Origin of the sequence: Bradyrhizobium sp. ORS 278 (genome assembly GCF_000026145.1) — a bacterium.
Taxonomy (GTDB): Bacteria; Pseudomonadota; Alphaproteobacteria; order Rhizobiales; family Xanthobacteraceae; genus Bradyrhizobium.
The window spans coordinates 2,965,808-2,990,419 of record NC_009445.1 but is presented as its reverse complement, the minus strand read 5'-3'; the positions used below and the strand labels follow the sequence as shown (position 1 = coordinate 2,990,419).

The following is a 24,612-nucleotide window of genomic DNA, read 5'->3' as shown; positions in this document are numbered from 1 at the left end:
TGTGCGATGGACAATCCTGTAGCCAGCGCTGGCTCATCAGGTCCTGCCGGTTTGACGCATCACTGCAACGGCGGGTTCAAGCCGTCTTGAGATCACGTCCGCTGGGCGTACGGCGATTGCCCTTCATCGAGGCGGGACAAGACAAAGAGCGGAAGCGCGTTGCGCTTCCGCTCCCCGTTCGCCACGTATATGGCTGCGGCTTTACTACTGCTGCTGGTCGATGACCTGCACCACCTTCTGGTCGCGCGGATCGACCAGGATCACCTGCTCGCCGATCGCCAGATACTGGTAGTTGGCGAGCTCCGGATTGGCGCGAGCGAGCTCATCGGGCACGCGGCGCAGACTCAGGCAGCTCGAGCCTGACGAGGTCGAGGACGAAGACGTCGTCGAACCGACCGTGCCCGTGTCGGTCACAGCGCGGCGGAGGATCTGGCGCTGATCGTCAGACAGCACGATCCGCGTCGAGTTCACGCCATAGCCGCCGCGGTCATAGCCACGATCGGCACGCCGGCCGTCTGGCGAGATGACGTCGATGATCTCGCGGCTGCGCGGATCGACGATCGCGATTTCGTCATGCACGACGGTGTACTCGTAGCCGCGATATTCCGGCACGATGGTGACGATATCCGACGGCAGCGGACGCGGCCGCACGCGCTCCGGCAGGCGCTCGCCGATATTGACGTTGATGTTGATATCGGTGCGCGCGCGGTCGAAGTCGTGATCGCGGCGGAGCTGATCGACCACGCGGGTCTTCTGCTGCTCGTTGACCTGGACCTGGGCGTTGGTGCGGTTGCCGTTCGGCTGAGTCTGGTTGTTGGCCTGTCCCGTCTGCGGACCAGCGCCAGCCGGACCGGTCTGCGGGTTCTGCTGCGCGGTCGAGCTCTTGGTCTCGGTGCCACCCGGCTGATTGGCCTGCTTGTTGCGGTCGTTGTCCTGCTTGTCGCCAGCCTTGTCCGCGGCCTTGTCGGACGTGCCAGTCTTGCGCTCGTCCTGGCTCTGCCGGGTCTTGTCCTTGTCTGGGGTGTTGCGATCGGCCTCGCGGTCGGACTTCCGGTCCGTCGCGCCAGACTTGGACTCGGCGGCGCGGTCCTGCTCCTGCTTGGACTCGGCCTTAGTCGACTCCGCCTTGGACTTGCTGTCCGACTGCTTACCGTCGGTGACCGACTTCGTCTCAGCGCTCTCCTTTGCGCTTTCCTTGGCATCACGGCCGCGCTCGGCGGCAGCACCGCCCTTGCTTTCGGCGCTCTGCTTGGCGTCATGCGCCGGCCGCTCAGAGGAGCGTTCCTGTGCCTGCTCGCGCCCACTTGCTGCCGGTTCGCTGCGGCGCTCCTGCGCGCTCTGTCGCGTCTCGGACGCGCCGCGCTCTGCGGCCGCCGCGCCGCCCTTCACCTCGCTCTTGGCCTCGCCCGCGGGCTTGGTCGCCTCACGGGCGGTCGGGGCAGCCGCCCCGCCTTCACGCTTCATGTCGCCTTGCGCCGATGCAGCACCTGATGCCGTGCCGATCGCCAGGATGATCGCGGCCGTTCCCAGCCAATGTTTCGTTGTCATATGAGAACCTCCTTGGTTCCCTGCCCCATTCGCGGGCGGACAACGCAAACAACCGCCCGGCGTTGCCGGACGGCGCGAGAAAAAACTGCGGAACGAATTCGATGAACGACCTCTTCACCGCCGCCGGACGCGTCGAAGCGGGCAGCGTCGTCCGGGAAGGGGCGCGGCTTAGATCATCGACGCAGCGGCGAGCCAAGCAGGATCATGACGGGAGCCGCGAATTGAGCGAAGTTGCTGGTGCTGCCCTTTTCGCTGTCCGCCGAGCTGATGAGGCTTGCACTGCCCTTCACCCCGAACAGCACGCCGCTGACCTGATACTCCTTGGTCCCATCAGGTGCCACCTTCAGGCGCCGCACGCGAAACACGCGCGGCACGCCGGTGCCCTTGTCGCCATCGACGCCGAGAATCGTGGTGGTCTGGCCGGGCACGCGCTGATCCAGCAGCTTGATGGTCTGCTCCTGCGAGGCGCGGAATTGCTCGATCGTCATGGTCGTGTTCGGCGGATAGAGCCGATAGCTGACTTTCGCGCCAGGGCCGCATTTGGCGTCCTCGCACAGGAAGAAGGTCACGTCGGTGCCGTTCGGCCGCTGCGGCTTCCAACCGCTCACCGCGAACGGTGCAGCGGCGGCCGAGGGCGCTACCGCTGGCGTCTCGGCCCGCGCCGCACCGACGCCGGCGACGACCGAAAGCAACGCGGACAACAGCAGCCAGCGCGGGGCGCGCCGAGTGAAAGGCATCATCGACATCAAGGCACCGTCGGGATCGAGGCAGGGATCGAGGCAAGAGCGGACGTCAGGGACGATCCAGGAGATGGAGGAACGTCCCGCAACCTCGATCACCAATCGCCCTTTGATAGGCCCGGCCTATGAGCGGCCGAATGACACGTGACGAAGCACGGCGAGCCGATCAGGCCGCGCGGTCGAGATGGGCGACGAGGCCGGCGAACAGGCCGCGGCCGTCGGTGCAGCCCATGATGTCCTCGACGTGATTCTCGGGATGCGGCATCATGCCGAGCACATTCCCGTTCTCGTTGACGATCCCGGCGATCGAATGCGCCGCGCCATTGATGTTGCTGAGGTCGCCGACCTCGCCCTCGGCCGAGCAGTAGCGATAGAGCACGCGCCCGTCGCCATTGAGCCGCTTCAACGTCTCCTCGTCGGCCGCGTAGTTGCCCTCGCCATGGGCGACGGGCACGCGGATGACTTGGCCCGCATTGTAGCCGCGAGTGAACGGCGAATCCGAACGCTCGACGCGCAGATGCACGTCCTTGCAGATGAACTTCAGCCGGTCGTTGCGCATCAGCACGCCCGGCAGCAGGCCGGATTCGCACAGGATCTGGAAGCCGTTGCAGACGCCGAGCACCAGTCCGCCCTTCGCGGCGTGATCGCGCACCGCGTCCATCACCGGCGCCCGCGCCGCGATCGCGCCACAGCGCAGGTAGTCGCCGTAGGAGAAGCCGCCGGGGACGACGACGAGGTCGGTGCCCTTTGGCAGCGACGTCTCGGCGTGCCAGACCATCGCGGGCTCATGGCCGGAGATCATGCGCAGCGCGCGGGCCATGTCGCGTTCGCGGTTGATGCCGGGGAAGACGAGGACAGCGGATTTCATAGCGTGGGCACATCGTTGAGTTCGAGGCGCCGCTCGATGCGATCGAGACGGCCCTCGGAGCGAACCAAAGTGGCGTGAATCCTGGAGAGCTCCTGGTGAATGCCAGTGATCTCCTGACGAAGAGCAATCTGGGCTGTGCGCGACGCCTGTTCGGCCAACTTCAGCTCGTCGATCTTTCCGTCGACCTGCGCGAGCCGCGCCTGGATCGACTTCGAAACATCGTACATCAGCTCGTTGGTGACCGCAGTCATTGCCTACCCCGAGAACTCCTCTACCCCAGCAGCTCCACCCGGTAATTCTCGATCACCGTGTTGGCGAGCAGCTTGTCGGCGGCGGCCTTCAGGGCCGCCTCCGCGCTCGCCTTGTCGGCGCCGGCGAGCTCGATGTCGAACACCTTGCCCTGGCGCACGCTGGCGACGCCATCGACGCCGAGCGATTTGAGGGCGCCCTCGATCGCCTTGCCCTGGGGATCGAGGATGCCGGTTTTCAGTGTCACCGTGACACGCGCTTTCACGTCTTGATTCCCTTTAGCTCTTGACCAGGACCGGGCCGGAGCCCGCCGGACGCTCGTTCTCCATCAGGATGCCGAGCCGCTTGGCGACCTCGGTATAGGCCTCCAGGAGGCCGCCAAGATCACGACGGAAGCGGTCCTTGTCGAGCTTCTCGTTCGACTTGATGTCCCACAGCCGGCACGAATCGGGGGAAATCTCGTCGGCGACGATGATCCGCATCATCTCGTTCTCGAACAGCCGGCCGCATTCCATCTTGAAGTCGACCAGGCGGATGCCGATGCCGAGGAAGAGCCCGGTCAGGAAGTCGTTGACGCGAATGGCGAGCGCCATGATGTCGTCGATCTCCTGGGGCGTGGCCCAGCCGAACGCGGTGATGTGCTCCTCCGACACCATGGGGTCGTTGAGCTGGTCGTTCTTGTAATAGAATTCGATGATCGAACGCGGCAGCTGGGTGCCCTCCTCGATGCCCAGGCGCTGCGACAGCGAACCCGCCGCAACGTTGCGCACCACGACCTCGAGCGGGACGATCTCGACCTCGCGAATCAGCTGCTCGCGCATGTTGAGGCGGCGGATGAAGTGGGTCGGCACCCCGATGTCGTTGAGGTGCTGAAACAGGTACTCCGAGATGCGGTTGTTGAGGACGCCCTTGCCTTCGATCACCTGGTGCTTCTTGGCATTGAAGGCGGTGGCGTCGTCCTTGAAGTGCTGGATCAGGGTGCCCGGCTCGGGACCTTCGTACAGGACCTTGGCCTTGCCTTCATAAATGCGACGCCGACGGCTCATTGGGATGTACCGTGTTTTGTTGAAATCCATGAAATGGTGGGCTCCGGATGACTTTGGACAGGACCACGACGGAGCTGCCGCGAGGGCCCGGATCGTGACGGAAACAGAACAAGAACCGGGCCAATTCGAACCTATCCCATTGGGGTCCCGAGCACAATCGATCCGGTCCCCCGGACCTTAGTTTTACCGGCCTTCCCTGCGGCCTCGTGCCCGTTGTATTGGCGTTGTGTTCCAATTATTTAGGCATGCGGAAACCGCCCCGCAACCGCCAGCGCGGTTAACCCTTTTCGGCAACACTGGAAGTTCCGGCCATGACCACGTTCGACAAGCGCGAGGACGCGTTCGAGAAGCAGTTCGCCCATGACGAGGAATTGAAATTCAAGGCGGAGGCCCGCCGCAACAAGCTCCTCGGCCTGTGGGCGGCCGAAAAGCTCGGCAAGGCCGGCGCTGATGCCGACGCCTACGCAAAGGAGGTCGTCGCGGCCGATTTCGAGGAAGCTGGCGACGCCGACGTCGTGCGCAAGGTGCTGGGTGACCTCTCCGCGAAGGGCGTCACCGAGGCCGAGATCCGCGCCAAGATGAGCGAACTGCTGGCGACGGCGGTCGCGCAGATCAAAGCGGGACAGTAATAATTTGCGAAGAGCGAATTGGGAGTAGCGAATAGGGATGTCGTTTTCCCCTATTCGCTCCTCGCGGCTCGCTACTCGCTACTCTTCCTTGAAACCATATTCCGGCACGTTGCCGCTCGCGCCGTAGTATTTGTACGGCAGGAACTTGCCCGACATCGTGATCTTGACGCGGTCGCCCTTGGCGTTCGGCAGGCGCTCCATCACCATGTCGAAATCGATCGCCGACATGATGCCGTCGCCAAACTCCTCCTGGATCAGCTCCTTCCAGGCCGGGCCGTTGATCATCACCAGCTCATAGAAGCGATAGATCAGCGGGTCGGTCGGCGGCATCTGCACGCCCTCGCCGCGCATCGGCGTCTCGTTCAGCATCGAGACCTCGCTCTTGGAGAGACCGAACAACTCGCCGGCATTCGCCGCCTGCGGCTTGGTCAGCTTCATCTGGCCGAGAATGGCGCCGACGATCAGAACCTCGGAATAGCCACCGATCTTCTCGCAGATGTATTTCCAGCTCCAGCCCTTCTCGCGCTTGATGTCGAGCAGCTTTTCGGTGAGGTCGGATCGCTTCATGCTTGGTCTCCCTTGATGGGCCTTCGTTGAGGGTTTCTTCTGAGCGTCAGCGCGCGACGGCCTGAGGCGCGTCGCTGTCAGCCGGCTTGGACGCGACGATCGTCGGCTCGGTGCGGCCGATCTTCACCACCGGCACCTTGCGGGGATCATGGTCCGGCGTCTCAGCGGTGAAGCTCTTGCTGCGGCTGACCAGGAAATCGATGATGTGGTTGCGCAGCGCGTAGTACAGCGGATGGCGATGCAAATCGCCGCGCAGCCGGTCCTTCGGCAGCGGGTTCTCGACGATCTCGGCCAGCACCGCGCCCGGCCCGTTGGTCATCAGCACGATCTTGTCGGCGAGATAGATCGCCTCGTCCACGTCGTGGGTGATCATGAACACGGTCTGCCCGGTCTCGACGCAGATGCGCCGGACCTCGTCCTGCAACGTGCCGCGGGTCAGCGCGTCCAGCGCCGAGAACGGCTCGTCCATCAGCATGATCTTCGGCGTGATCGACAGCGCCCGCGCAATGCCGACGCGCTGCTTCATGCCGCCGGACAACTCGGAAGGACGCTTGTGCTCGGAGCCGGCCAGACCCACCAGCTCGATATATCTCAGCGCATGCGCCTTCACCCTGGCGCGATCCCATTTGCGCCATTTCGACGAGACGGCGTATGCGACGTTGCCGAGCACTGTCCGCCACGGCAGCAGCGCATGGCTCTGAAAGATCACGGCCCGGTCGAGACTCGGACCTTCGATGGCCTGCCCGTCGACGACGACCACGCCCTCGCTCGGCGCATCGAGCCCGGCCAGGATGTTGAGCACCGTCGTCTTGCCGCAGCCGGAATGCCCGATCACGCAGACGAACTCGCCGCGCGCCATGCCGAGCCAGAGATTCTCGAAGATCGTCGTGCTCCGCGCGCCCTCGTAACGCTTGGCAATGCCCTCGATGGAGATGAATTTATCGGTCATGCCGCGCCCTACTCCGGAAACGTCACGAGCCGCGAGACGCGGGCGAGGAGCTGGTCCAGCACCATGCCGACGACGCCGATCAGCAGGATTGCGATGATCACGTTGGTGATCGACAGGTTGTTCCACTCGTTCCAGACGAAGTAGCCGATTCCGGTGCCGCCGACGAGCATCTCGGCGGCGACGATCACGAGCCAGGCGATGCCGATCGAGATCCGCATCCCCGTCAGGATCGTCGGCGCCGCTGCAGGCAAAATCACCGTGAAGGCGCGCCGAAAATTGCCCACTTCCAAGGTACGCGCGACGTTGATCCACTCCTTGCGCACGCTCGCAACGCCAAAGGCGGTATTGATCAGCATCGGCCAGACCGAGCAGATGAAGATCACGAAGATCGCGGACAGGCTGGAATCCTTGATGGTGTAGAGCGCCAGCGGCATCCAGGCGAGCGGCGAGATCGGCTTGAGGATCTGGATGAACGGGTCGAGCGCCTTACTCATCAAGGGCGACATGCCGATCAGGAAACCCAGCGGGATCGCGATCGCCACCGCGATGAGATAACCGAGCATCACGCGGCCAATCGAGAACGCGAGCTGGATGCCGAGGCCCTTGTCGTTCGGACCGTTGTCGTAGAACGGCCGCTTCAGATGCTCCCACAGCTTGGCGCCGACATCGAGCGGCCCGGGCATGGCGGACTTGCCTTGCGTCGCCGTCATGCCCATCAGCTTGGCGTATTCGGGGCTCATGTTCGCAGCAGCGCCCGTGCTGCGCGTGGCGAGGTGCCAGGCGCCGAGGAAGACGGCGAGCAGCACGATCGAGACCACGGCGGCACGAAGACGAAGTGAGGCGGTCATGCCGTCGCTCCACTATCGGTGTCGTCCCTGCGAACGCAGGGACCCATAGCCACAGGCGGGCGTTGGTAGAAAAGATCGTCGCTACCAGCCCTGCCCCAAGCGAGGTCACAGCGTATGGGTCCCCGCGTTCGCGGGGACGACACCGTTGGTGTGGTCGGTGGCGTCCTTTTCATCACCGATGGTGGGGTTAGCAGCGCCGCACCCATCCGCCGCATCACGACGCCTTCTTGATCTTGAAGCTCGCCACGTAATCGTCCGGCTTGGTCGGATCGAAGCTCTTGCCCATCACCGAGAACGACTTGTACGACTCGGCCGGCGGCGTCAGCCCCATCTCGGTCATGACCTTGCGGGTGTCGGTGGCGAGATAGATCTGCTCGGCGACCGCCTTGTAGTCGACCTCGCCCTTGATCTGGCCCCAGCGCTTCATCTGGGTCAGCATCCACACCGCGAAGGACTGCCAGGGGAACGGATCGAAATCGACGCGCTTCGGATCGGTCTTCACGCCGCCAAGACCATCCGCATAGGTGCCGGTCAGCACCTGCTCCAGCACGGTCACCGGTGCGTTGATGTAATTGGCCGGCGCGATCGCCTCCGCGATCTGCTTGCGGTTCTCGGCCTTGGCCGCATAGGCGGTGGCGTCGACGATGGCGCGGGTCAGCGCGGCAAAGCTGTTCGGCGCCGTGGTGATGAAATCGCGGCTGGCGGCGAAGCTGCAGCAGGGGTGGCCGTCCCAAATCTCCTTGGAGAGAATATGCAGGAAGCCGACGCCGTCGTAGATCGCGCGCTGGCAGATGTTGTCGGGCGCGAGGAAGCCGTCGATGTTGTCGGCGCGCAGGTTCGCGACCATCTCCGGCGGCGGCACCGAGCGCAGTTGTACGTCGGTGTCGGGATCGATGCCGTGCTCGGCGAGATAATAGCGCAGCAGGTAGTTGTGCATCGAATAGTCGAACGGAATGGCGAACTTGAGGCCCTTCCAGTCCTTCGGGTCGCGCTTGTCCTTGTGCTTCATCGACAGCACGATGCCCTGCCCGTTGATGTTCTCGATCGCAGGCACGGTGAACGGAATCGGCTGCGCGCCGAGACCCAGCGAGATCGCGATCGGCATCGGCGCCAGCATGTGCGAGGCGTCGTATTCCTTGTTGATCGTCTTGTCGCGGATGACGGCCCAGCCGGCGGTCTTGACGACCTCGACGTTCAGGCCGGCCTTCGAATAGAAGCCGAGCGGCGCCGCCATGATGATCGGCGTCGCGCAGGTGATCGGAATGAAGCCGACCTTGAGATCCTTCTTCTCCGGCGCGCCGGTTTCGGCGAAGGCTTCAGTCGCGGTCTTCAACGGGAAGAACTGCGAAACGGCGGCGAGCGCCGTGGCGGCGCCGACCGTCTTCAGAAAAGCGCGGCGCGTGGCTGCTTCCGGAAACACCGCGCGCAACACGGCGGAGGCGACGACGTTCTCGTAGCGCTTCTGCTGGGATTCGACGACGGGATCGCAGCGCAGCGCCATCGCGTGATCGTGTTCGGCCGGACTGCGATGTTCACCGCAGATACAACCGGTATTCACGCGAGACTCGGCATCGAACGGATCATCGAAAATCGACATGTGCTGCGCCCCTTTGTCACACCTACTGCCAGACTTGCGCTCTCAGCGCCTTCAAACTGCTCATCCGGCCGCGTTTTTCAGCGGCCGGATGTGCATCTCATGCAGCTTCTATGCCGCTTTGCTGGTCAGCGCCGGCATCGGGAGACCTTCCTCGATCGGCAGCGACGGGTCGCGCGACCACTCGTTCCACGAGCCGAAATACATGCGCACATCCTTCACGCCGGCGTTCTTCAGCGCGAGGAAGGTATTCGACGCGCGCGCCCCCTTGAAGCAGTACAGATAGACCGGCGTATCCTGGGTGATGCCGACGGTGGCGCATTCGGCGAGGATCTCGTCCTTCGACTTGAAGCGCGGACCTTCGGCCGTCGGCTTCATCATGCGGTACCATTCGAGCCACACCGCGCCGGGGATGCGGCCCTTGCGCGGGCAGAAATCCTTGCCGTAGGGCGAGGAGGAATCGCCGATCCACTCGTCGACATCACGCACGTCGAGGATCGCGATGGCCGGATTGCCGACGGCCGCCAGCATGGCCTTCGCATCGATCAGGATGCTGCCCGCCTCCGGCACGATCGCGAACGACGCCTTCGTCGGCGACGGGACATCGGTCGTCACCGGCAGGCCAGCCGCGGCCCAGGCGTCGTAGCCGCCATGCAGCACCTTCACCTTGGGATAGCCGAGCATGGTGAGCAGGAAGTAGCCGCGGCACGACTGGCCGAAGCCGGAGTTCATCGACTGCTCGTAGACCACGGCGGTCTCGGCACCCGACAGGCCGGCGGCGCCGAACGCCTCGGCGAATTTCGTCTTCAGTTCGGCGATGCCCTCCGGCGTCGAGGTCGCGAGATAGGTGAAGATCTCGTGGACGTTGACGGCGCCGGGAAGATGTCCCGCAGCGTAGGCGTCGGGATTGCGGGTGTCGATGACGACACACGGTTCGGTCTTGATGAACTCGGCGAGTTCGCCGGCAGTAATCAGAACGTCCGTCATGGCAGGCCTCTCCTGGATGGGATTTGTTGGTTTGCCGTCCTCGCCGGCGTCAGCCGTCGGCGAGCATCTTGCGGAGCTGTTTGGTCGCGGGAGTCACGATCGCGACGAAATAGGCCTCGCGCAGGCGACGTTCGGCGCGATTGCCCTTGATGTAGCCGCGCGCTCCGCAATGGAGCATCGCGGCGTGAGCGGCAGCGACGCTGGCCTCGCCGGCCCGCAGCCGCAGCGCGACCACCTTGCGCCAGTAGGTCTCGTCCGTGTTGTAGGGATCGCCGGCGAGCTCAGCCGTCTCCTTGGCGAGCTCGTCGGCGAGCGCGCTGAAATCGACCGGCTGTTGCGGCAGATAGCGGTTGATGTGGCCGAGCGGCGCCTCGACCTCGTGCATGATCTTGATGCAGTCCTTGATCAGGCCGAGCGCCATGCCGGCCTGCAGCAGGATGAAGCCGGCGCGGATCTTCTTGACGAACGGTCCCGCAGGATCGGCGAGGATCAGTTCGTCCGGCACGAACAGGTCGCGGAACTGGATGCCGTAGGTGCCAGTGCCGTCCATCGCGAGGAACGGCTGACACGGCTGCAAGGTCACCGCCGGATCGGCGCAGTCGGCGACGAACATCACGATCTCGCCGGGCGCATCCTCGCGCTCGAAGATCGTGCCGAACATGTGGTCCGGCCCGAGATTGGAGACCCAGGGCAGCGCGCCACGCACGACGTAGCCGCCGTCGACCTTTCTCCCCTTCAATTTGAGCTTCTCGATTCCGAAGAAGCTCTTCATCGGGTTCGAAAGCCCGGTGCCGCCGAGCAATCGGCCGCTGGCAGCATCGTCGAGCAGACGATCAACCAGCGCCTTGTTGCCGGAATTGGCGATGTACCAGACCAGCGTGTTCTGGCACCACGCCATGAAGGCGGAAGCGCCGCAGACCTCGCCGATCGCCGCGATCGACGCGATCGCGCTGTTGAGATCCGCTCTTCCGCCGTCAGGCACGTGGCTGCTCCACGCGCCGACCTCTCCGAAGCGGCGGAGTACGTCGGCAGGATACACCGTGCCGGCGTCGATGCCAGAGGCGAGCGGCGCGAGCTCCGTGCGCGCGATCGCCGCCACCTGCTCCGCGATCGACGGCACGGGCGTCACGCCCGCACGATTGACCGCCAGATGCTGTCCGAGTGAACCCATCACATCCTCCGCTGCCTCAGTCGGCAAGCCCAGCTCAGATGCCGACTTCGAGATTGACCGGGCGCGTGAAGGTGTTGGCGACGGGCGACCACTTCTTGACGTGATCGATCAACGCCTGGATTTCCGCCTGCGGAATGCCCTCGCATTCCATGTCGACCTTGACGCGCACATCGGTGAAGCCGACCGGCTTCTCGCTGACGTCGCCGGTGCCCCAGACGGCGGTGATGTTGAGATCACCCTCGAGCTCCAGCTCGAGCTTGTTGACGGTCCAGCCGCGATGCACGGCGTTGGCGTGCAGGCCGACCGCGAGGCACGAGCCAAGCGCGGCGAGCGAAGCTTCCGACGGATTCGGCGCGGTGTCGTCGCCGAGCAGGCCCGGCGGCTCATCGACGATGTAGGGCGCGAGATTGCGGATGTAGTTGGCGTGACGGAACTTGCCTTCCGCGACGGTCTTGCACTTCAGTGTCTTGATGACCTTGGGGTTGGCCTTGCCGTTGGCGATGAGCTGCTCGAGGCCGCCCTTGTCGATGGGGGCGAGGCAACCCGTCAACGCCGTCTTCTGAACCACAGCGGTCATCTCTTTTCTCTCCCTGGGATCGAGGATACCGAACGGTCTGTTTCCTGCACGAAGCGTGCCAGGGAGCCTGAAAATCAAAAGGCGGAATGATCCTCGCGGCTTAGGGAATGATGACGGACATCGGCCTGCCCTCGCCTGCCCAAGCGCGATGCACAATGCTGCTATCAGCGATGAAATTGAGCGCAGCGCCGCCGCATCAGCATCAGCGGCCTTGCTGACTCACGCGCACAGCGATTAAGCTTGCGCCCATGGGCAGATCGATGGGCAAGTCAGCTGCGGGCAAACAGACGGGGAAGACGCAGGCGATCGCGCGGCCGATCGCCGCGGGAGATGATGAATCCGCGCGCGGCCGCCTGCTCGGCGCGGCGACGCACCTCTTCTGCAAGAACGGCATCAACGCGACCGGCATCGACGCCATCATCAGCGAGGCCGGCACGGCGAAAACCACGCTCTACAAGCTGTTCGGATCGAAGACCGCGCTCGTCACCGCCGTGCTCGAGAGCGAAGGCAGGCAGTGGCGGGAATGGTTCATCGGCGCGATGGAGAGCGGCGGCGGCGATGCCGAGACCAAGCTCGCGCGCATCTTTCCGGCGCTGAAGAGCTGGTTCAGCGAGGAGCGGTTCTACGGTTGCCCTTTCATCAATGCGGTCGGCGAGCACGACAAGGATCAGAAGCAGTTCCGCAGCATCGCGATGCGCCACAAGAAGGTGGTGCTGGCGCATATCGAGAAGCTGGCGCGCGAGATGGGTGCGGTCGAGCCGGAGAGTTTTGCGCATCAGCTGGCGCTGCTGATCGACGGCGCCATCGTCGCCGCGATGGTGTCGCGCAATCCGGAGGTCGCGGACACGGCCGGCATCGCGGCGAGCGCGCTGTTCGAGCCGGCGAAGCAGAAGGTCAGGCGCGCTGGAAAAGCCGATCCGCAGCTGGCGGCGGTGTGAGCCAATCCGATCGTCGTCGTTACCTTACGCTTGTATCTGGTCTGCGAGCTCTTCGTTTGAGGAGAGCTATTTCCGCGCGTCATTGCGAGCGCAGCGAAGCAATCCAGAGTTCCGCTCACCACCCTGGATTGCTTCGCTGCGCTCGAAATGACGAGGAGAGATCGTGCCTTGCTTGCGTGAATCGTGGCGACGCGCGAATCGCGATCCCTAGGACTCGTCCTGCCGCTAAGCGCTCAGTTGGACCACGCTGCGAGACCTACCGAAAATAATCCGCCACGCGTTGCATATCCGCCATATCCGCGCTTGCACCATTGAGGCTCGCATCGATGATGCGGCGGCAGGCGGCGACGGTGGCATCGTCACCGAGCTCATTGGCGGCTTCGAGGACGTGCCACGCGGCATCGATGGCGGCTCGATCCACCGCGGCATTTCGGCCGTCCAGGCGCTGGGCGCCGTGGAGATGAAGTCCCAAGCCATTCATCCGCGATCACCTCTTCTCGCAGCAATCCTCAATGCGCCGCGGCACGGGGCGCATGCGCGGACACGGCCGCCTTCCCCGCGTTCTTTCGTGACTGGTAGAATTCGAGCACGCTACGGGAGGTCTGGGTCTGCAGCCTCGCATAATCCCGCTCCAGTTCGTCCAGCTCGCCGGCGGTGATCTTGTGCTCGCGGGCGCCGAGGAAGGCCAGCGCCATCATGGTGTCCCAGGAGAAGCCGAGCGCCTTCGCGAGCATCAGCAGCATTTCGCGGTTGCGGTCGAACAGCGCGCGGTCGACGACATCGACCGGCAGGCCGGACAGCAGCGACAGGCCGATCGTGACCTCGTCGACCTTGTGTGCCGTTGCATAGCCAGCAATCGTGCTCTCGTGCAGATTACCAAGGCGGTGCTGGATCGTCACGGTGCGCTTGGCGACGAAGTAGTTGCGCGAGCCGGGCCCGAACTTCGACTGCAGATCGCCGGCGATGTTGGCCACCGAGCTCTCGATTTCCCCGAGCAGCTCCGGGCGCTCGCTGGCCAGCCGCTTGCCCACGTCGTCGGAGGCTTTGGCGATCAGCTGCTGGAACAGGTGCCGCGGAATGTCCAGACGCCTGCCGAGATGCTCGGCGAGGATGGAATCGTTCTCGGCGCGCTTCACCATGTGGAGGAAGCCGGCCCCGGAGAATCGCGCACCATGATTGCGCGCGACGGCGGTGGCGACGGCGCGATCGCCGTGCGTCGCCAGGACGTCCGTCACCGCCGGGCTCAAGGTCTTGCGCTCGGCGATCGCGAGCAGATGGGCCTGGCTCTTGGTGCTGGCAGTCTCGACCAGCGCCGCATCGTCGAGCCGCTCGGACTCACGCAGCACCGGTCCGGCGACCCAGATCTCGTCGTCGAAGGCGAGCTTGCGGATGACGCTGGCCGGTGAATATTCGATTCTCGCAAGGCGGTCTGCGAGCTTGGCGCGGGCCTCGACCTCGATCTCGTCGGCGAGCCGGCTGATCACCTCGCCGAACGTCGCGATCTCCTCCTCGCAATAGCGGCCGGCGAGCAGGAGATCGGTCGCGTGCCACAGCGCCCGCTCGCGGCTGTCGGCCGTGCCCCGCGCAATCGCGTCTTCCAGGTCGCGCAATACTGATTTCGTCTCGTTCATGATGAAAAGCCACGACACCGCAATGGGGAAAGCAATGCCGGGAACTTACCTTCCGAACGCCAGCGTTCCGTAAGCGTGCGCGCGCGGATTTGACGGTGCGTTTTTGCTCAAATGCGCAAAAGCCTGTTAACGATGCCGCGCGTGCCTCAGCGCTCGCGCATGGCGTCGTGGACGTGCTCGCTGAGCGGCGCTAGCAGGAAGTCGATGATGCGGCGCTTGCCGGTCAGGATCTCGGCCTTCACCGACATGCCCGGCACCAGCGCCGCGGCACGGCCGTCGACGTCCAGCGTCGCGCGGTCGAGCGCGATGTGCACCATGTAGCGCAGCCGCTCGCTGGCCTCGACGCGGTCGGTCTGGTCCGCCTGCCGCTCGGCGCCCTGCACGCCCTGGGGATTGACCGGCGCGGCCTCCGCGTCGCGGTCAACCGAGGTCACCTTGCCGCCCAGCAGGCCGTAGCGCGTGAACGGGAAGGCATCGACCTTGAGCTCGACGCGCTGGCCGGCCTCGACGAAGCCGACGTCGCGGTTCTCGACCACGGCCTCGACCTCGATCCTGTCGTCATCGGGCACGACGGACAGCAGCTGCTGCGCCGGCGTTACCACGGCGCCGGCGGCCGCGATGTGCATCTGCTGCACCGTGCCGTCGATCGGCGCGCGCAAGGTCTGCAGCTCGGCGCGCCGCGCCGCCTTGGTCAGCGCTTCGCCGGCGGCGCGGGCGCGCTCGCGCGCGGTGGCGAGATCGCGCATCGCCTTGTCGCGGATCTCGGCCTCCGTCGCCGCGATCTTCTGATCGAGCCCGGCGATGGTGGCATCGAGCGCAACGATTTTCGCCTTGTTGATCTCGAGCTCCGAGCGGGTCTCGACCAGCAGCTGCTGGCTCTCAAGCAGCGCGATGATCGAGGCGTTGCCGATCTCGCTCGCCTTGGTGCGGATATCGGCGCGCTGCGTCACCATCGGCAGGGTCTGCTCGTATTTCGCGACCGTCTGTTGCAGCGCCTCGCGCTCGGCAACATGTTGGGCGCGCTCCTGCGCCAGCGCCGCCAGCTGGCTGGCGCGCATCGCCAGCTGCGCCGTGAGCTGCGCCTGGGCACGGGCGCGATCGAGCGGCTCGGCGCCGGCCACCAGATCGAACGGTCCGTTCTTCACGCCATCCAGGAAGGCCGCCAGCCGGACTTCGTCGAGCAGGCTCGCGATCAGATCGCTGCGGGCCCGGTCGGCCTCCGCCGTCACGGCGGTCCTGTCGAGCTCGATCAGCGCGTCGCCGGCGCGCACGCGCTGACCGGGCTGTACCAGCACGGCCTTGACGCTCGCCGTCTCGAACGGCTGCACCACCTGGGTGCGGGTATGCGAAATCACCTTGCCGCTGGCGACCGCGACGATGTCGACCTTGCCGAACACCGCCCAGCCGAGCGCCGCAAATGTCACCGTGCATAGTGCCAGCGCGGTGATGCGTCCGAGCGGGTTGGGCGGCGTCTCCGTGATCTCCAACGCCGCCGGCAGGAACTCGCGCTCCGACGTGTTGCCGCCGAACGAGAAGCCACGCAAGTGATTTGCAGATGTGCTCATCGCCCTCTCCTCAGCGGCCCGCGGACTGGATCCGGTGCAGGGTCGCATAACGGCCGCCCCCGGCGACCAGCTGCTCGTGGGTCCCGTCCTCGACTATGACGCCGCTCTCGATCGTCAGGATGCGATCGGCTTTGCGCACGGTCGATAGCCGGTGCGCGATGATCAGCACGGTGCGGCCACGGACGATATCGCGCATGTTGGCCTGGATGATGCTCTCGGACTCGTAGTCGAGCGCCGAGGTCGCCTCGTCGAAAATGAGGATGCGGGGATCGCCGACCAGTGCGCGCGCGATCGCGATGCGCTGGCGCTGGCCGCCGGACAGCGACACGCCCCGCTCGCCGATCACCGTGTCATAGCCTTGTGGCATCCGGCAGATGAACTCGTGCGCGCCGGCAAGCTTGGCCGCCTCGACGATCCGCTCCATCGGCAGCGCGGGATCTGCGAGCGCGATGTTGTCGCGCACCGAGCGGTTGAACAGGACGTTCTCCTGCAGCACCACGCCGATCTGCCGCCGCAGCCATGAGGGATCGAGCACCGCGGTGTCGACGCCGTCGACCAGCACGCGGCCCGCTTCCGGCTGGTACAGCCGCTGCGCCAGCTTGGCGATGGTGCTCTTGCCCGAGCCGGACGGCCCGACGATGCCGACCACCTGCCCTGCCCCGATCCTGAGCGAGACCTCGCGCAGCACCGGCTGGGTTTTGAGGGCGTAGCGGAAGGTCACACGCTCGAACTCGATGGCGCCCTCGAGCGGCGGCAGGTTCTGCTCGGCGCCACCACTCTGCGCTTCGACTGGCGTGTTGAGGATGTCGCCGAGCCGCTCGACCGACAGCCGCACCTGATGGAAGTCCTGCCAGACCTGGACCAGGCGCAGCACCGGACCCGACACCTGATTGGCCAGCATGTTGAAGGCGACGAGCTCGCCGACCGTCATCCTGTTGGCGATCACGAGCCCTGCGCCCACGAAGAGCGTCAGCGCGCCGACGCCTTTGTTGAGCAGGCTCGCCGCCTGGCTCGCCCAGTTGCCGATCTGCGAAGCCTGGAACGAGGCGCCGACATAGCTCGCGAGCTGCTCCTCCCATCGCCGCTGCATCAGCGGCTCGACCGCCATCGCCTTGATGGTCTCGACGCCGGTAACGCTCTCGACCAGGAAGGCTTGGTTCTCGGCGCCGCGCCGGAATTTCTCGTCGAGCCGTGCGCGGAACGCCGGCGTCGTCGCGAGCGACAGCAGCGCATAGACCGGTAGGGTCGCACACACGATCCACGCAAGCGTGGAGCTGTACAGGAACATCACGCCGATGAAGACCGCGGCAAAAGCGAGATCGAGCACCAGCGTGATCGAGGACGAGGTGATGAATTGCCGGATCGTCTCGAGCTCGCGCACCCGCGCGACGCTGTCGCCGACGCGGCGGCTCTCGAAATAGGCCAGCGGCAGCCGCATCAGGTGCCGGAACAGCCGCGCACCGAGCTCGACGTCGATGCGGTTCGAGGTGTGGGTGAACAGATAGGTGCGAAGGCCCGACAGCACCGCCTCGAACAGCGCGATCAGCGCGAGCCCCGCGACCATCACCTCCAAAGTCGACAGGCCGCGATGCACCAGCACCTTGTCGATCACGACCTGGAAGATCATCGGGGTCGCGAGGCCGAACAGCTGGATCACGAACGAGGCCAGCAGCACCTCGATCAGGATGCGGCGATACTTGCCGATTGCTCCGACGAACCAGCTGAAATTGAAACGGCGTGCGGTGTCGGAGAGCTCCGCGCGCTTGGCGATCAGGATGAGTTGTCCGGACCAGATCGCCTCGAACTCGGGAAAGCTCAGCAGGCGCGGTCCGGCATCGTTCAGCCCCTGGATCAGCACGCCCGTCTCGGTCACCTTGCCGATCACGGCGAAGCCGTCCTTCAGCACGGCCATGGTCGGCAGCGGCGTGGACTTCAGCCGCGCGACCTTCGAGCTGATGAGCCTGGCCTTGACGGGAAAGCGCGCGGTGGCGCGCAGGAGATCGTCGACCGAGAGCGCATCGCTGCGGCCGGCCTCGTGCTGGATGCGGCCGGGATCGGCGACGATGCCGAGCAGGTGCAATGACAGCGCCAGCGCCCATGCGCCCTGATCCGTACACGCCTGCATCGACTGATCCCGCCTCTTGGTCCGAAGTCCCCGCCGACACCCTCCGGAACCCGCGTTCGCATGGCGTTAACTCGGATGCTTAACGGAGGATGCACGCGGACCCGCGCTGCGCCGGGGCGCGCGGGCAGAATCGTAGCCCGGATGAGCGGAAGCCAAAGCCCGCGAGGGCGGAGCCGGACGCGACATCCGGGTTCTCACGCGCTGTCGCCGGTGAACACCGGATGTCGCTATCGCCGACGCCAAAGAGGCGTCGGGTTACGCTCATCCGGGCTACGGGGGCGGGCTCCGAGGCGGCGCAGCAAACGAGCTGTCGCCCTGTGCAGACTGCAGACCCTCACCCTGAGGAGCCCGCCGGAGGCGGGCGTCTCGAAGGGCGAGGCCACCGGCCGGGGCCTCATGGTTCGAGATGCGTCGCAAGGGCGACGCGCCTCACTATCAGGGTTTGGCGCCGATCGCCGCACGCGGCACCATGAGCAACCTGCTCTCAGAGAGAGGGTGGACCGATCGCCCCTCCGGATGTCGTCACGCCGCCATCGGCATCGCCAGCGTGTGCTGCTGCGAGGCGAGGCCCTGCGTGAACGCCACGTTCGACGAACCGCCGTCGGTGAGCGAGGCGATCGCCTGGACGAAGCCCGAGGCAGCGCCGGCGAGATCGTTGACGTCGGAGGTGAGCTTCAGGCCCGACGACGTCGTGGTGGTCGCCGCCGCCACCTTTTTCGCATCGCCGACATTGTCGATCGTGATCGTGTCGCCGGCCGCGAGCAACGTGGCGAGGCTGACCTCGAACGTCGTCTGCCAGTACTGGCCGGCCGCCGAGCCCCAGGGATTGCGGACCTGCAGCATGCCGTTGGCGCTGTTGTAGCCGTAGATCGACATCGCGTGGCTGGCGACCAGCGTGGTCTTGCCGGTCGCATCCTTGGCGTTGGTGTAGGACGACAGGATGACGTCGTCGCCGGCGGCGAGGCTCGCCGCGATCGTCGCCAGCACGCCCGAGGTCGCGTTGCCGGTGGTGTAGCTGGTCACGCCGAAGGAGGAATTGTAGACCACCTTGCCCCATGAGCCGCCCATGGCGCGGAAGTCGGTGATCTGGCTGGCGCCGGTGATCGCCTCGAGCGCGATCTCGGGCGCGCCGCCATTGCCGATCGTGGTGTAGGAATTACCGTAATTAATGGAATTGCCGGTGTAGACGCCGCTCGCCTGCAGCTCCGCATAGGCCTTCTCGGCCAGGCTCGCCCAGATCGCGTTGCCGCCATTGTTGAAGATGGTGCCGCCATTGGCGAGCGAGGTGTTGACGGTGACGTAGCGCGCCGTGCCGTTGACGTAGAAGCGCACGCCATAGGTGTTGTTGCCGTTGGCCGTGAACATCGAGGAGATGACCGACTGCTCCTTGTAGGCGACCTCGGCGAGGCCCGCGAGCAAATAGCAGTCGCCCAGGTAGCCCTGGTTGATATCGCTCATGCTGGCGCCGCTCGCACCGAACAGCGCCTTGGTCGAGTTCGAATAGGACACCGAGAACTGCGTGCTGCCGAGGATGACCTTCGACGACGGCAGGTCGGTGCCGAGGAACCACTTGCCGATCAGCTCGGCAAATTGCAGCTCGGTCGAGCCCGACGCGAGATTGCCGAGCGCGACGGAGCTGGCGGCGCCGCCGGTCCAGGTGGCGTTGGCGGCGTTGCCGTTGACGAAGGCCTGGGTGATGTAGGTCAGGTAGCTCGAGGTCGAGACGCCGTTGTTGAGGTTGGCGGCGATCGTCTTCAGATCGGCGAACTGGCTGGCGCTCAGCTTGGTCTTGGTCGCGGCCAGCGATGCGTCGATGTCGGTGAAGACTTTCAGCAGGCCTGCATAGGTCACCGTGCCATTGGTGATGGCCGCCGTCATGTCGGCCTTGATCGCGGCGTTGGTCAATGTGTTGACCCAGGACGGCACCGGCGTCTTGGTCGTGGATGTGGCGGTGACCGTCGAGGTGGAGGTCACCGTGCTCCCGCTCGACGTCGAGCTCGGCGCGGTGGTCACCGTCGCGGCGACGCTGCAGAAATTGCCATAGATCGCGATCGCCTCAGACGGATCCGAGGCGGGTGCCGCGGCCGGCGCGGCGACCGGGGCCTGGGTGGCCAGCCAGAGCTGGGTCAGGTCGGGCGTGAGCCAGCTGTCGGTCTCGAACACGCCGGTCTGGTCGCTGGTCTGGTCGGTCTGCGGCTTGCGTAGGCCCTGCGGCTGGATCGGCATTGGTCGAGGCTCTCCGTGAACGATGGCTCGTGAGTGATCGTCGTCGCGATCGGGCTCCCATCGTTCGCATCAGCCGTTGCGGCAAAGCTGAGCGATCCGTTCGAATTTTAAAAATTTGTCCCGATCAGCTGTATCCCACGGCCGTCTGATCGGTATTAATCTACTGATCGGCGGACGATGATACTGAGGCCGTATTAGTACGGATCCCGGTTCGCAATGACCGGCGCGCGTGACCACCCGCGCACCGGGGCTGTTCGATGAAGATCAGGGCACGACGCTGAGAACGCGGGCGTCCGCACTGGCAACGGATCGCATGTCGGACCCGAGTGGGCATTCTGCGAGGGCCTGGTCGATCAACCGGATGGCCGCCGCCTCACGGTTCTGCTGCAGCATCAATTCGCCGGCGAAGAAGCTTGCCTCGCAACGCCGCAGCCTGCGCGTCGCGCCCCCGCCGCGGTCGGCCGCCGCAAGCACGGCATCGATCGTTTCCTGCCCAAGAAACAGACGCAACAGCGGCGCCGGCCATTGGCGCATGTCGAGCCGCCTCGCCTGGCTTGCGAGTTCGCTCGCGAGCCCTGCACGCCGGCGCGCCAGATCAAGCCACAGGGCCGCTTCGGCATCACCGGGATCGACCGCACCGAGCCGCCTGAAGCTGTCCTGCGATTGCTCCAGCAGGCCGGCCTGATAGCTCGCGACCGCCAGTCCGCGATAGGCAAGTGCACGATCGTTGTCACGCCGTGATGCCCGGTCCGAGCCGGAGAGCACCAATGGCTCGTTGCTACGCCGATCAGGCGTCAGGCGGTTATAGGCAGCGAGAGGATCGGTCGAGGCCGCGGCGATCACCCGCTTGTAGTCCTCGATGGCGTGGTCGAGGTCGCCCTTGTGAAAATACGCGCCGGCGCGCGTCATATGAGCTTTGGCCAGTTGCGCGGCCGCCGACCTGCCTTGCTCGATCGCCACCGTGCAGCCGGCGATGCGCGCATCGACGTCCGCGCTGCTTGTGCACCGCGCCGCGTGTTTCGGCGCAGCGTTCGCTGACGAATTGAAGACGAGACCGATGATCAGCGCCTGACCCGTGAGCAAGACCCATCGTCGCAATGCCATGTGTGTCCCCCTGGTATTATTTTGATGCGGCGATGTTACCAATGCCGGTCAGAGGAACCACAATCTGCAATTGCATTCACGGATCATCGTTGCGCCGGTGTTAACGGCCTCGCGAATTTGGCAGCAGCACGCGCTCATCCTGCCCGCTTTGTCAGTGGCGGCCGCCGTCTTCGACGGCCTCGATCCCAGGGTTTGGCTCACGATCGCCTGCGATCAACGACACAGCGCGGGTCGGTCATGGCGTCGTGTTGAGCGCACGGAGATCCGCACGCGCCGGCGCCAGTCCAACGAAGCTGTCCGGACAGATTCTGGCGGCATTCGCAAGCAATCGAGCGGCGCGCTCCGAATCGTTGTCGCTCAGCGCGAGCTCTCCCGCGAAGTAGTTCGCCGCGCAAGCTTTGCCACAGTCTGCCCTTCCTGACCTCCGATCAAGGATATCAAGCATGATCCGGCCCGACAACGTCACGCGGCATGCGCGGTGATCAGCTACTTGGTCTCGGCAATCATCCCGTGCAGCCGGGCCAGCTCGGCCTCCAGATTGGCCTCGACATCCGCCGCCTTCACCTCGGTCACGCGATAGTCGCGGCTCTCCAGCCACGCCTTGCGCTGGGCGCGATCGGCGACCACGCCTTTGCTCTCATCAGTGCCGACCAGCTCGATGGCCAGGCGGTGGATGAAGGAGACGAAGTCCGGGATATGGCGGCCGACCGGGGTCTGGCGCTTGAACTGGCCGGCGAAGCGGCGGTCGCGCGACAGCGCGTGCCACAGCGCGCGCTCGGCGTCGGTCGGGTTGCGGCGGAGCAGCCGCGCCAGGCCGCGCAGCGAGCCGCGCGAGTCCGGCAGGTTGGCGACGGTGCCCTGCTCGGCGATCAGCGCGCGCAGCCGCGTCGCCTGGGTGCTGTCGAGCACGCCGCCCTTGGCCGGGCCCTTGCGCCCCTCGGCGATCGCCATGACCACGCCGTGCAGCGTGTGCATGTCCTGCTTCGTCGGCTCCATGCGGAAGAAGATGTTGCGCAGGTTCACCAGCATGGTCTCGCGCTTCTCGGCCGGGCGCAGGAATTCCACACGGTCGAGCTCGCGGACGAGGTTCTCGAAGAACGCCTCCATCTGCTCCTGGGTCGCGCGCTCCGAGCGCTCGGGCATCGCGAACGGCAACGCGCCCGAGGTCACCAGCTTGAACCATTCATAGCCCATCAGCAGCACGGCCTGGGCGAGGTTCAGCGAGGCGAAGCCCGGATTGACCGGATAGGTGATGATCCGGTTGGCGCGGGCGACCTCCTCATTGGTCAGGCCCGACCGCTCACGGCCGAACAGGATGCCGGCGCGGCCGCCACTGGCGATCTGGCCCTGCATCTCCCGCGCCGCCGCCTCCGGCCCCATCACCGGCTTGGCCTGATCGTGGGAGCGGGCTGTCGTCGCGAACACCAGGTCGAGGTCGGCGATCGCCTCCGGCAGGGTCTCGAACAACCGGACGTGGTCGATGATGTGGTCGGCGCCGGCCGCCGCCCGTTGGGCCGCGATGTTCGGCCAGCCGTCGCGGGGATTGACCAGGCGCAGCTCGGTCAGCGCGAAATTGCCCATGGCGCGCGCGGCCATGCCGATGTTCTCGCCGAGCTGCGGCTCGACCAGGATCACCACCGGTCCTGCGATCTCCACGCCTGCCTTGGTCTTGTCGGTGCCCGACACGGGACTGTCCTCACCTTCTATGTCGCGTGAGGCGCGAACATGCGCGCGCCCCGCCCGCTCCGTTGGCCCGGCTGGCGAGAATTCTCAAGCAAAATAATCGGCTTAAGCCCAAATTTTGCAGTTCGTGCGCAATGGCCGGGAGCCGTCCCCCGGGGTCATCGCCTGCTGCATGAGCGGGGCGCGAAAATCAGCACCGTGCGCATACCGGGTGCGCTTCCGCCCGCGGTGCAGCAGTGCTATGACGCGCTTGATTTCACAAGCGCTTTCCATTCCTGGCGCGCTGTTCCCAAGAAGGCCCCATCGATCATGGCAAAAATCAAGGTGACCAATCCGGTCGTCGAGCTCGACGGCGACGAGATGACCCGGATCATCTGGCAGTACATCAAGGACAAGCTGATCAACCCGTTCCTTGAGATCGATCTGCAGTATTACGACCTGGGGATGGAGAGCCGCGACAAGACCAACGACCAAATCACGATCGATGCCGCCAACGCGATCAAGAAGGTCGGCGTCGGCGTGAAGTGCGCCACCATCACCCCCGACGAAGCCCGCGTGAAGGAGTTCGGCCTCAAGGAGATGTGGAAGTCGCCGAATGGCACCATCCGCAACATCCTTGGCGGCGTCGTGTTCCGCGAGCCGATCATCTGCAAGAACGTGCCGCGCCTCGTCCCCGGCTGGACCAAGCCGATCATCATCGGCCGCCACGCCTATGGCGACCAGTACCGCGCCACCGACTTCAAATTCCCCGGCAAGGGCACCCTGTCGATGAAGTTCGTCGGCGAGGACGGCACCGTGATCGAGCGCGAGGTATTCAAGGCGCCGGGTCCGGGCATCGCGATGGAGATGTACAATCTCGATGACTCGATCGTCGATTTCGCCCGCGCCTCGTTCAACATGGGCCTGGCCAAGAACTACTCGGTGTACCTGTCGACCAAGAACACCATCCTCAAGGTGTATGACGGCCGCTTCAAGGACCTGTTCCAGGAGGTCTACGACAAGGAGTTCAAGGACAAGTTCGAGGCCAAGAAGATCACCTATGAGCACCGCCTGATCGACGACATGGTCGCCGCGGCGCTGAAGTGGTCGGGCGGCTATGTCTGGGCCTGTAAGAACTATGACGGCGACGTGCAGTCCGACACGGTGGCGCAGGGCTACGGCTCGCTCGGCTTGATGACCTCGGTGCTGCTGACCCCGGACGGCAACACGGTGGAGGCCGAGGCCGCCCACGGCACGGTGACCCGCCACTTCCGCGAGCACCAGAAGGGCAAGGAGACCTCGACCAACTCGATCGCCTCGATCTTCGCCTGGACCCGCGGCCTGTCGCACCGCGCCAAGCTCGACAACAATGCCGAGCTCGCCAAGTTCGCCTCCACCCTGGAGAAGGTCTGCGTCGACACCGTCGAGGCCGGCTACATGACCAAGGACCTCGCGCTCCTGGTCGGCGCTGACCAGCGCTGGCTGTCGACCACCGGCTTCCTCGACAAGATCGCCGAGAACCTCACCAAGGCGATGGCGGCGTAAGCCTCCCCACTTTCGCCTTCTGGTTTTGCCAATTTACTACGGG

At 65.2% G+C, this 24,612-nt stretch carries 23 protein-coding genes; 3 read left to right on the top strand and 20 right to left on the bottom strand.

What is annotated here, in order from left to right:
* Positions 1-204: 204 nt before the first annotated feature.
* The 6 genes from BRADO_RS13045 to purC form a co-directional block, all read right to left on the bottom strand.
* The gene (locus tag BRADO_RS13045) at positions 205-1,464 is read right to left on the bottom strand and encodes a DUF1236 domain-containing protein (protein ID WP_011925796.1); all 1,260 of its coding nucleotides are present in this window, start codon (positions 1,462-1,464) and stop codon (positions 205-207) included.
* A gap of 257 nt (positions 1,465-1,721) precedes the next feature.
* A complete protein-coding gene (locus tag BRADO_RS13040; protein ID WP_244423029.1) occupies positions 1,722-2,288 on the bottom strand; it encodes a hypothetical protein in 567 nt (188 codons plus the stop codon).
* Between the two features lie 166 nt (positions 2,289-2,454).
* Positions 2,455-3,156: a phosphoribosylformylglycinamidine synthase subunit PurQ gene (gene purQ / locus BRADO_RS13035; RefSeq protein ID WP_011925794.1), complete on the bottom strand. Its 702-nt coding sequence runs from the start codon at positions 3,154-3,156 to the stop codon at positions 2,455-2,457.
* A complete protein-coding gene (locus BRADO_RS13030) occupies positions 3,153-3,407 on the bottom strand; it encodes a hypothetical protein (RefSeq protein WP_011925793.1) in 255 nt (84 codons plus the stop codon). The genes purQ and BRADO_RS13030 overlap by 4 nt, the downstream gene beginning before the upstream one ends.
* 20 nt (positions 3,408-3,427) lie before the next feature.
* Positions 3,428-3,670 carry a phosphoribosylformylglycinamidine synthase subunit PurS gene (gene purS, locus BRADO_RS13025; protein ID WP_011925792.1) on the bottom strand — a complete coding sequence of 81 codons (243 nt, stop codon included), beginning with the start codon at positions 3,668-3,670 and terminating at the stop codon, positions 3,428-3,430.
* Between the two features lie 13 nt (positions 3,671-3,683).
* The gene (gene purC / locus BRADO_RS13020; protein WP_008974302.1) at positions 3,684-4,451 is read right to left on the bottom strand and encodes a phosphoribosylaminoimidazolesuccinocarboxamide synthase; all 768 of its coding nucleotides are present in this window, start codon (positions 4,449-4,451) and stop codon (positions 3,684-3,686) included.
* Positions 4,452-4,762: 311 nt separating this feature from the next.
* On the opposite strand from purC, the gene BRADO_RS13015 reads away from it, so the two are divergent.
* A complete protein-coding gene (locus BRADO_RS13015) occupies positions 4,763-5,080 on the top strand; it encodes a DUF1476 domain-containing protein (protein WP_011925791.1) in 318 nt (105 codons plus the stop codon).
* Between the two features lie 78 nt (positions 5,081-5,158).
* Here the strand turns inward: BRADO_RS13015 and cynS are convergent, their stop codons facing one another.
* The 7 genes from cynS to BRADO_RS12980 all read right to left on the bottom strand — a co-directional run bounded on the left by cynS (position 5,159) and on the right by BRADO_RS12980 (position 11,773).
* Positions 5,159-5,647, bottom strand: a complete 489-nt coding sequence (gene cynS, locus BRADO_RS13010; protein ID WP_011925790.1) for a cyanase — start codon at positions 5,645-5,647, stop codon at positions 5,159-5,161.
* A gap of 46 nt (positions 5,648-5,693) precedes the next feature.
* Positions 5,694-6,596: an ABC transporter ATP-binding protein gene (locus BRADO_RS13005; protein WP_011925789.1), complete on the bottom strand. Its 903-nt coding sequence runs from the start codon at positions 6,594-6,596 to the stop codon at positions 5,694-5,696.
* An 8-nt stretch (positions 6,597-6,604) separates the two neighbouring features.
* On the bottom strand, positions 6,605-7,444 hold the full coding sequence (gene ntrB, locus BRADO_RS13000) for a nitrate ABC transporter permease (RefSeq protein ID WP_011925788.1): 840 nt from the start codon (positions 7,442-7,444) through the stop codon (positions 6,605-6,607).
* Positions 7,445-7,658: 214 nt separating this feature from the next.
* Positions 7,659-9,041: a CmpA/NrtA family ABC transporter substrate-binding protein gene (locus tag BRADO_RS12995; RefSeq protein WP_011925787.1), complete on the bottom strand. Its 1,383-nt coding sequence runs from the start codon at positions 9,039-9,041 to the stop codon at positions 7,659-7,661.
* A 108-nt stretch (positions 9,042-9,149) separates the two neighbouring features.
* On the bottom strand, positions 9,150-10,025 hold the full coding sequence (locus BRADO_RS12990; RefSeq protein ID WP_011925786.1) for a sulfurtransferase: 876 nt from the start codon (positions 10,023-10,025) through the stop codon (positions 9,150-9,152).
* 49 nt (positions 10,026-10,074) lie between these two features.
* Positions 10,075-11,196: an acyl-CoA dehydrogenase family protein gene (locus BRADO_RS12985; protein ID WP_011925785.1), complete on the bottom strand. Its 1,122-nt coding sequence runs from the start codon at positions 11,194-11,196 to the stop codon at positions 10,075-10,077.
* A gap of 34 nt (positions 11,197-11,230) precedes the next feature.
* The gene (locus tag BRADO_RS12980; protein WP_011925784.1) at positions 11,231-11,773 is read right to left on the bottom strand and encodes an OsmC family protein; all 543 of its coding nucleotides are present in this window, start codon (positions 11,771-11,773) and stop codon (positions 11,231-11,233) included.
* 260 nt (positions 11,774-12,033) lie between these two features.
* On the opposite strand from BRADO_RS12980, the gene BRADO_RS12975 reads away from it, so the two are divergent.
* The gene (locus BRADO_RS12975) at positions 12,034-12,711 is read left to right on the top strand and encodes a TetR/AcrR family transcriptional regulator (RefSeq protein WP_041756449.1); all 678 of its coding nucleotides are present in this window, start codon (positions 12,034-12,036) and stop codon (positions 12,709-12,711) included.
* 256 nt (positions 12,712-12,967) lie between these two features.
* On the opposite strand, the gene BRADO_RS12970 is transcribed toward BRADO_RS12975, so the two are convergent.
* The 7 genes from BRADO_RS12970 to BRADO_RS12935 form a co-directional block, all read right to left on the bottom strand.
* Positions 12,968-13,192, bottom strand: a complete 225-nt coding sequence (locus tag BRADO_RS12970; protein WP_041756447.1) for a hypothetical protein — start codon at positions 13,190-13,192, stop codon at positions 12,968-12,970.
* Positions 13,193-13,220: 28 nt separating this feature from the next.
* Positions 13,221-14,342 (bottom strand): DUF2336 domain-containing protein, encoded by a 1,122-nt coding sequence (locus BRADO_RS12965; protein WP_011925782.1) that lies wholly within the window; start codon positions 14,340-14,342, stop codon positions 13,221-13,223.
* A 146-nt stretch (positions 14,343-14,488) separates the two neighbouring features.
* Positions 14,489-15,907, bottom strand: a complete 1,419-nt coding sequence (locus tag BRADO_RS12960) for an HlyD family type I secretion periplasmic adaptor subunit (RefSeq protein ID WP_011925781.1) — start codon at positions 15,905-15,907, stop codon at positions 14,489-14,491.
* Positions 15,908-15,917: 10 nt separating this feature from the next.
* Positions 15,918-18,032, bottom strand: coding sequence for a type I secretion system permease/ATPase (locus tag BRADO_RS12955; protein WP_011925780.1), 2,115 nt, complete (start codon positions 18,030-18,032; stop codon positions 15,918-15,920).
* Positions 18,033-18,554: 522 nt separating this feature from the next.
* Positions 18,555-20,258 (bottom strand): C2 family cysteine protease, encoded by a 1,704-nt coding sequence (locus BRADO_RS12945; RefSeq protein WP_011925779.1) that lies wholly within the window; start codon positions 20,256-20,258, stop codon positions 18,555-18,557.
* 264 nt (positions 20,259-20,522) lie between these two features.
* Entirely contained in the window at positions 20,523-21,362 is an 840-nt protein-coding gene (locus BRADO_RS12940; protein WP_157872557.1) for a hypothetical protein, read from the bottom strand.
* A 486-nt stretch (positions 21,363-21,848) separates the two neighbouring features.
* The gene (locus tag BRADO_RS12935) at positions 21,849-23,048 is read right to left on the bottom strand and encodes a TrmJ/YjtD family RNA methyltransferase (RefSeq protein WP_011925776.1); all 1,200 of its coding nucleotides are present in this window, start codon (positions 23,046-23,048) and stop codon (positions 21,849-21,851) included.
* A 306-nt stretch (positions 23,049-23,354) separates the two neighbouring features.
* On the opposite strand from BRADO_RS12935, the gene BRADO_RS12930 reads away from it, so the two are divergent.
* Positions 23,355-24,569, top strand: coding sequence for an NADP-dependent isocitrate dehydrogenase (locus tag BRADO_RS12930; protein WP_011925775.1), 1,215 nt, complete (start codon positions 23,355-23,357; stop codon positions 24,567-24,569).
* The last annotated feature ends 43 nt before the right edge of the window (positions 24,570-24,612 follow it).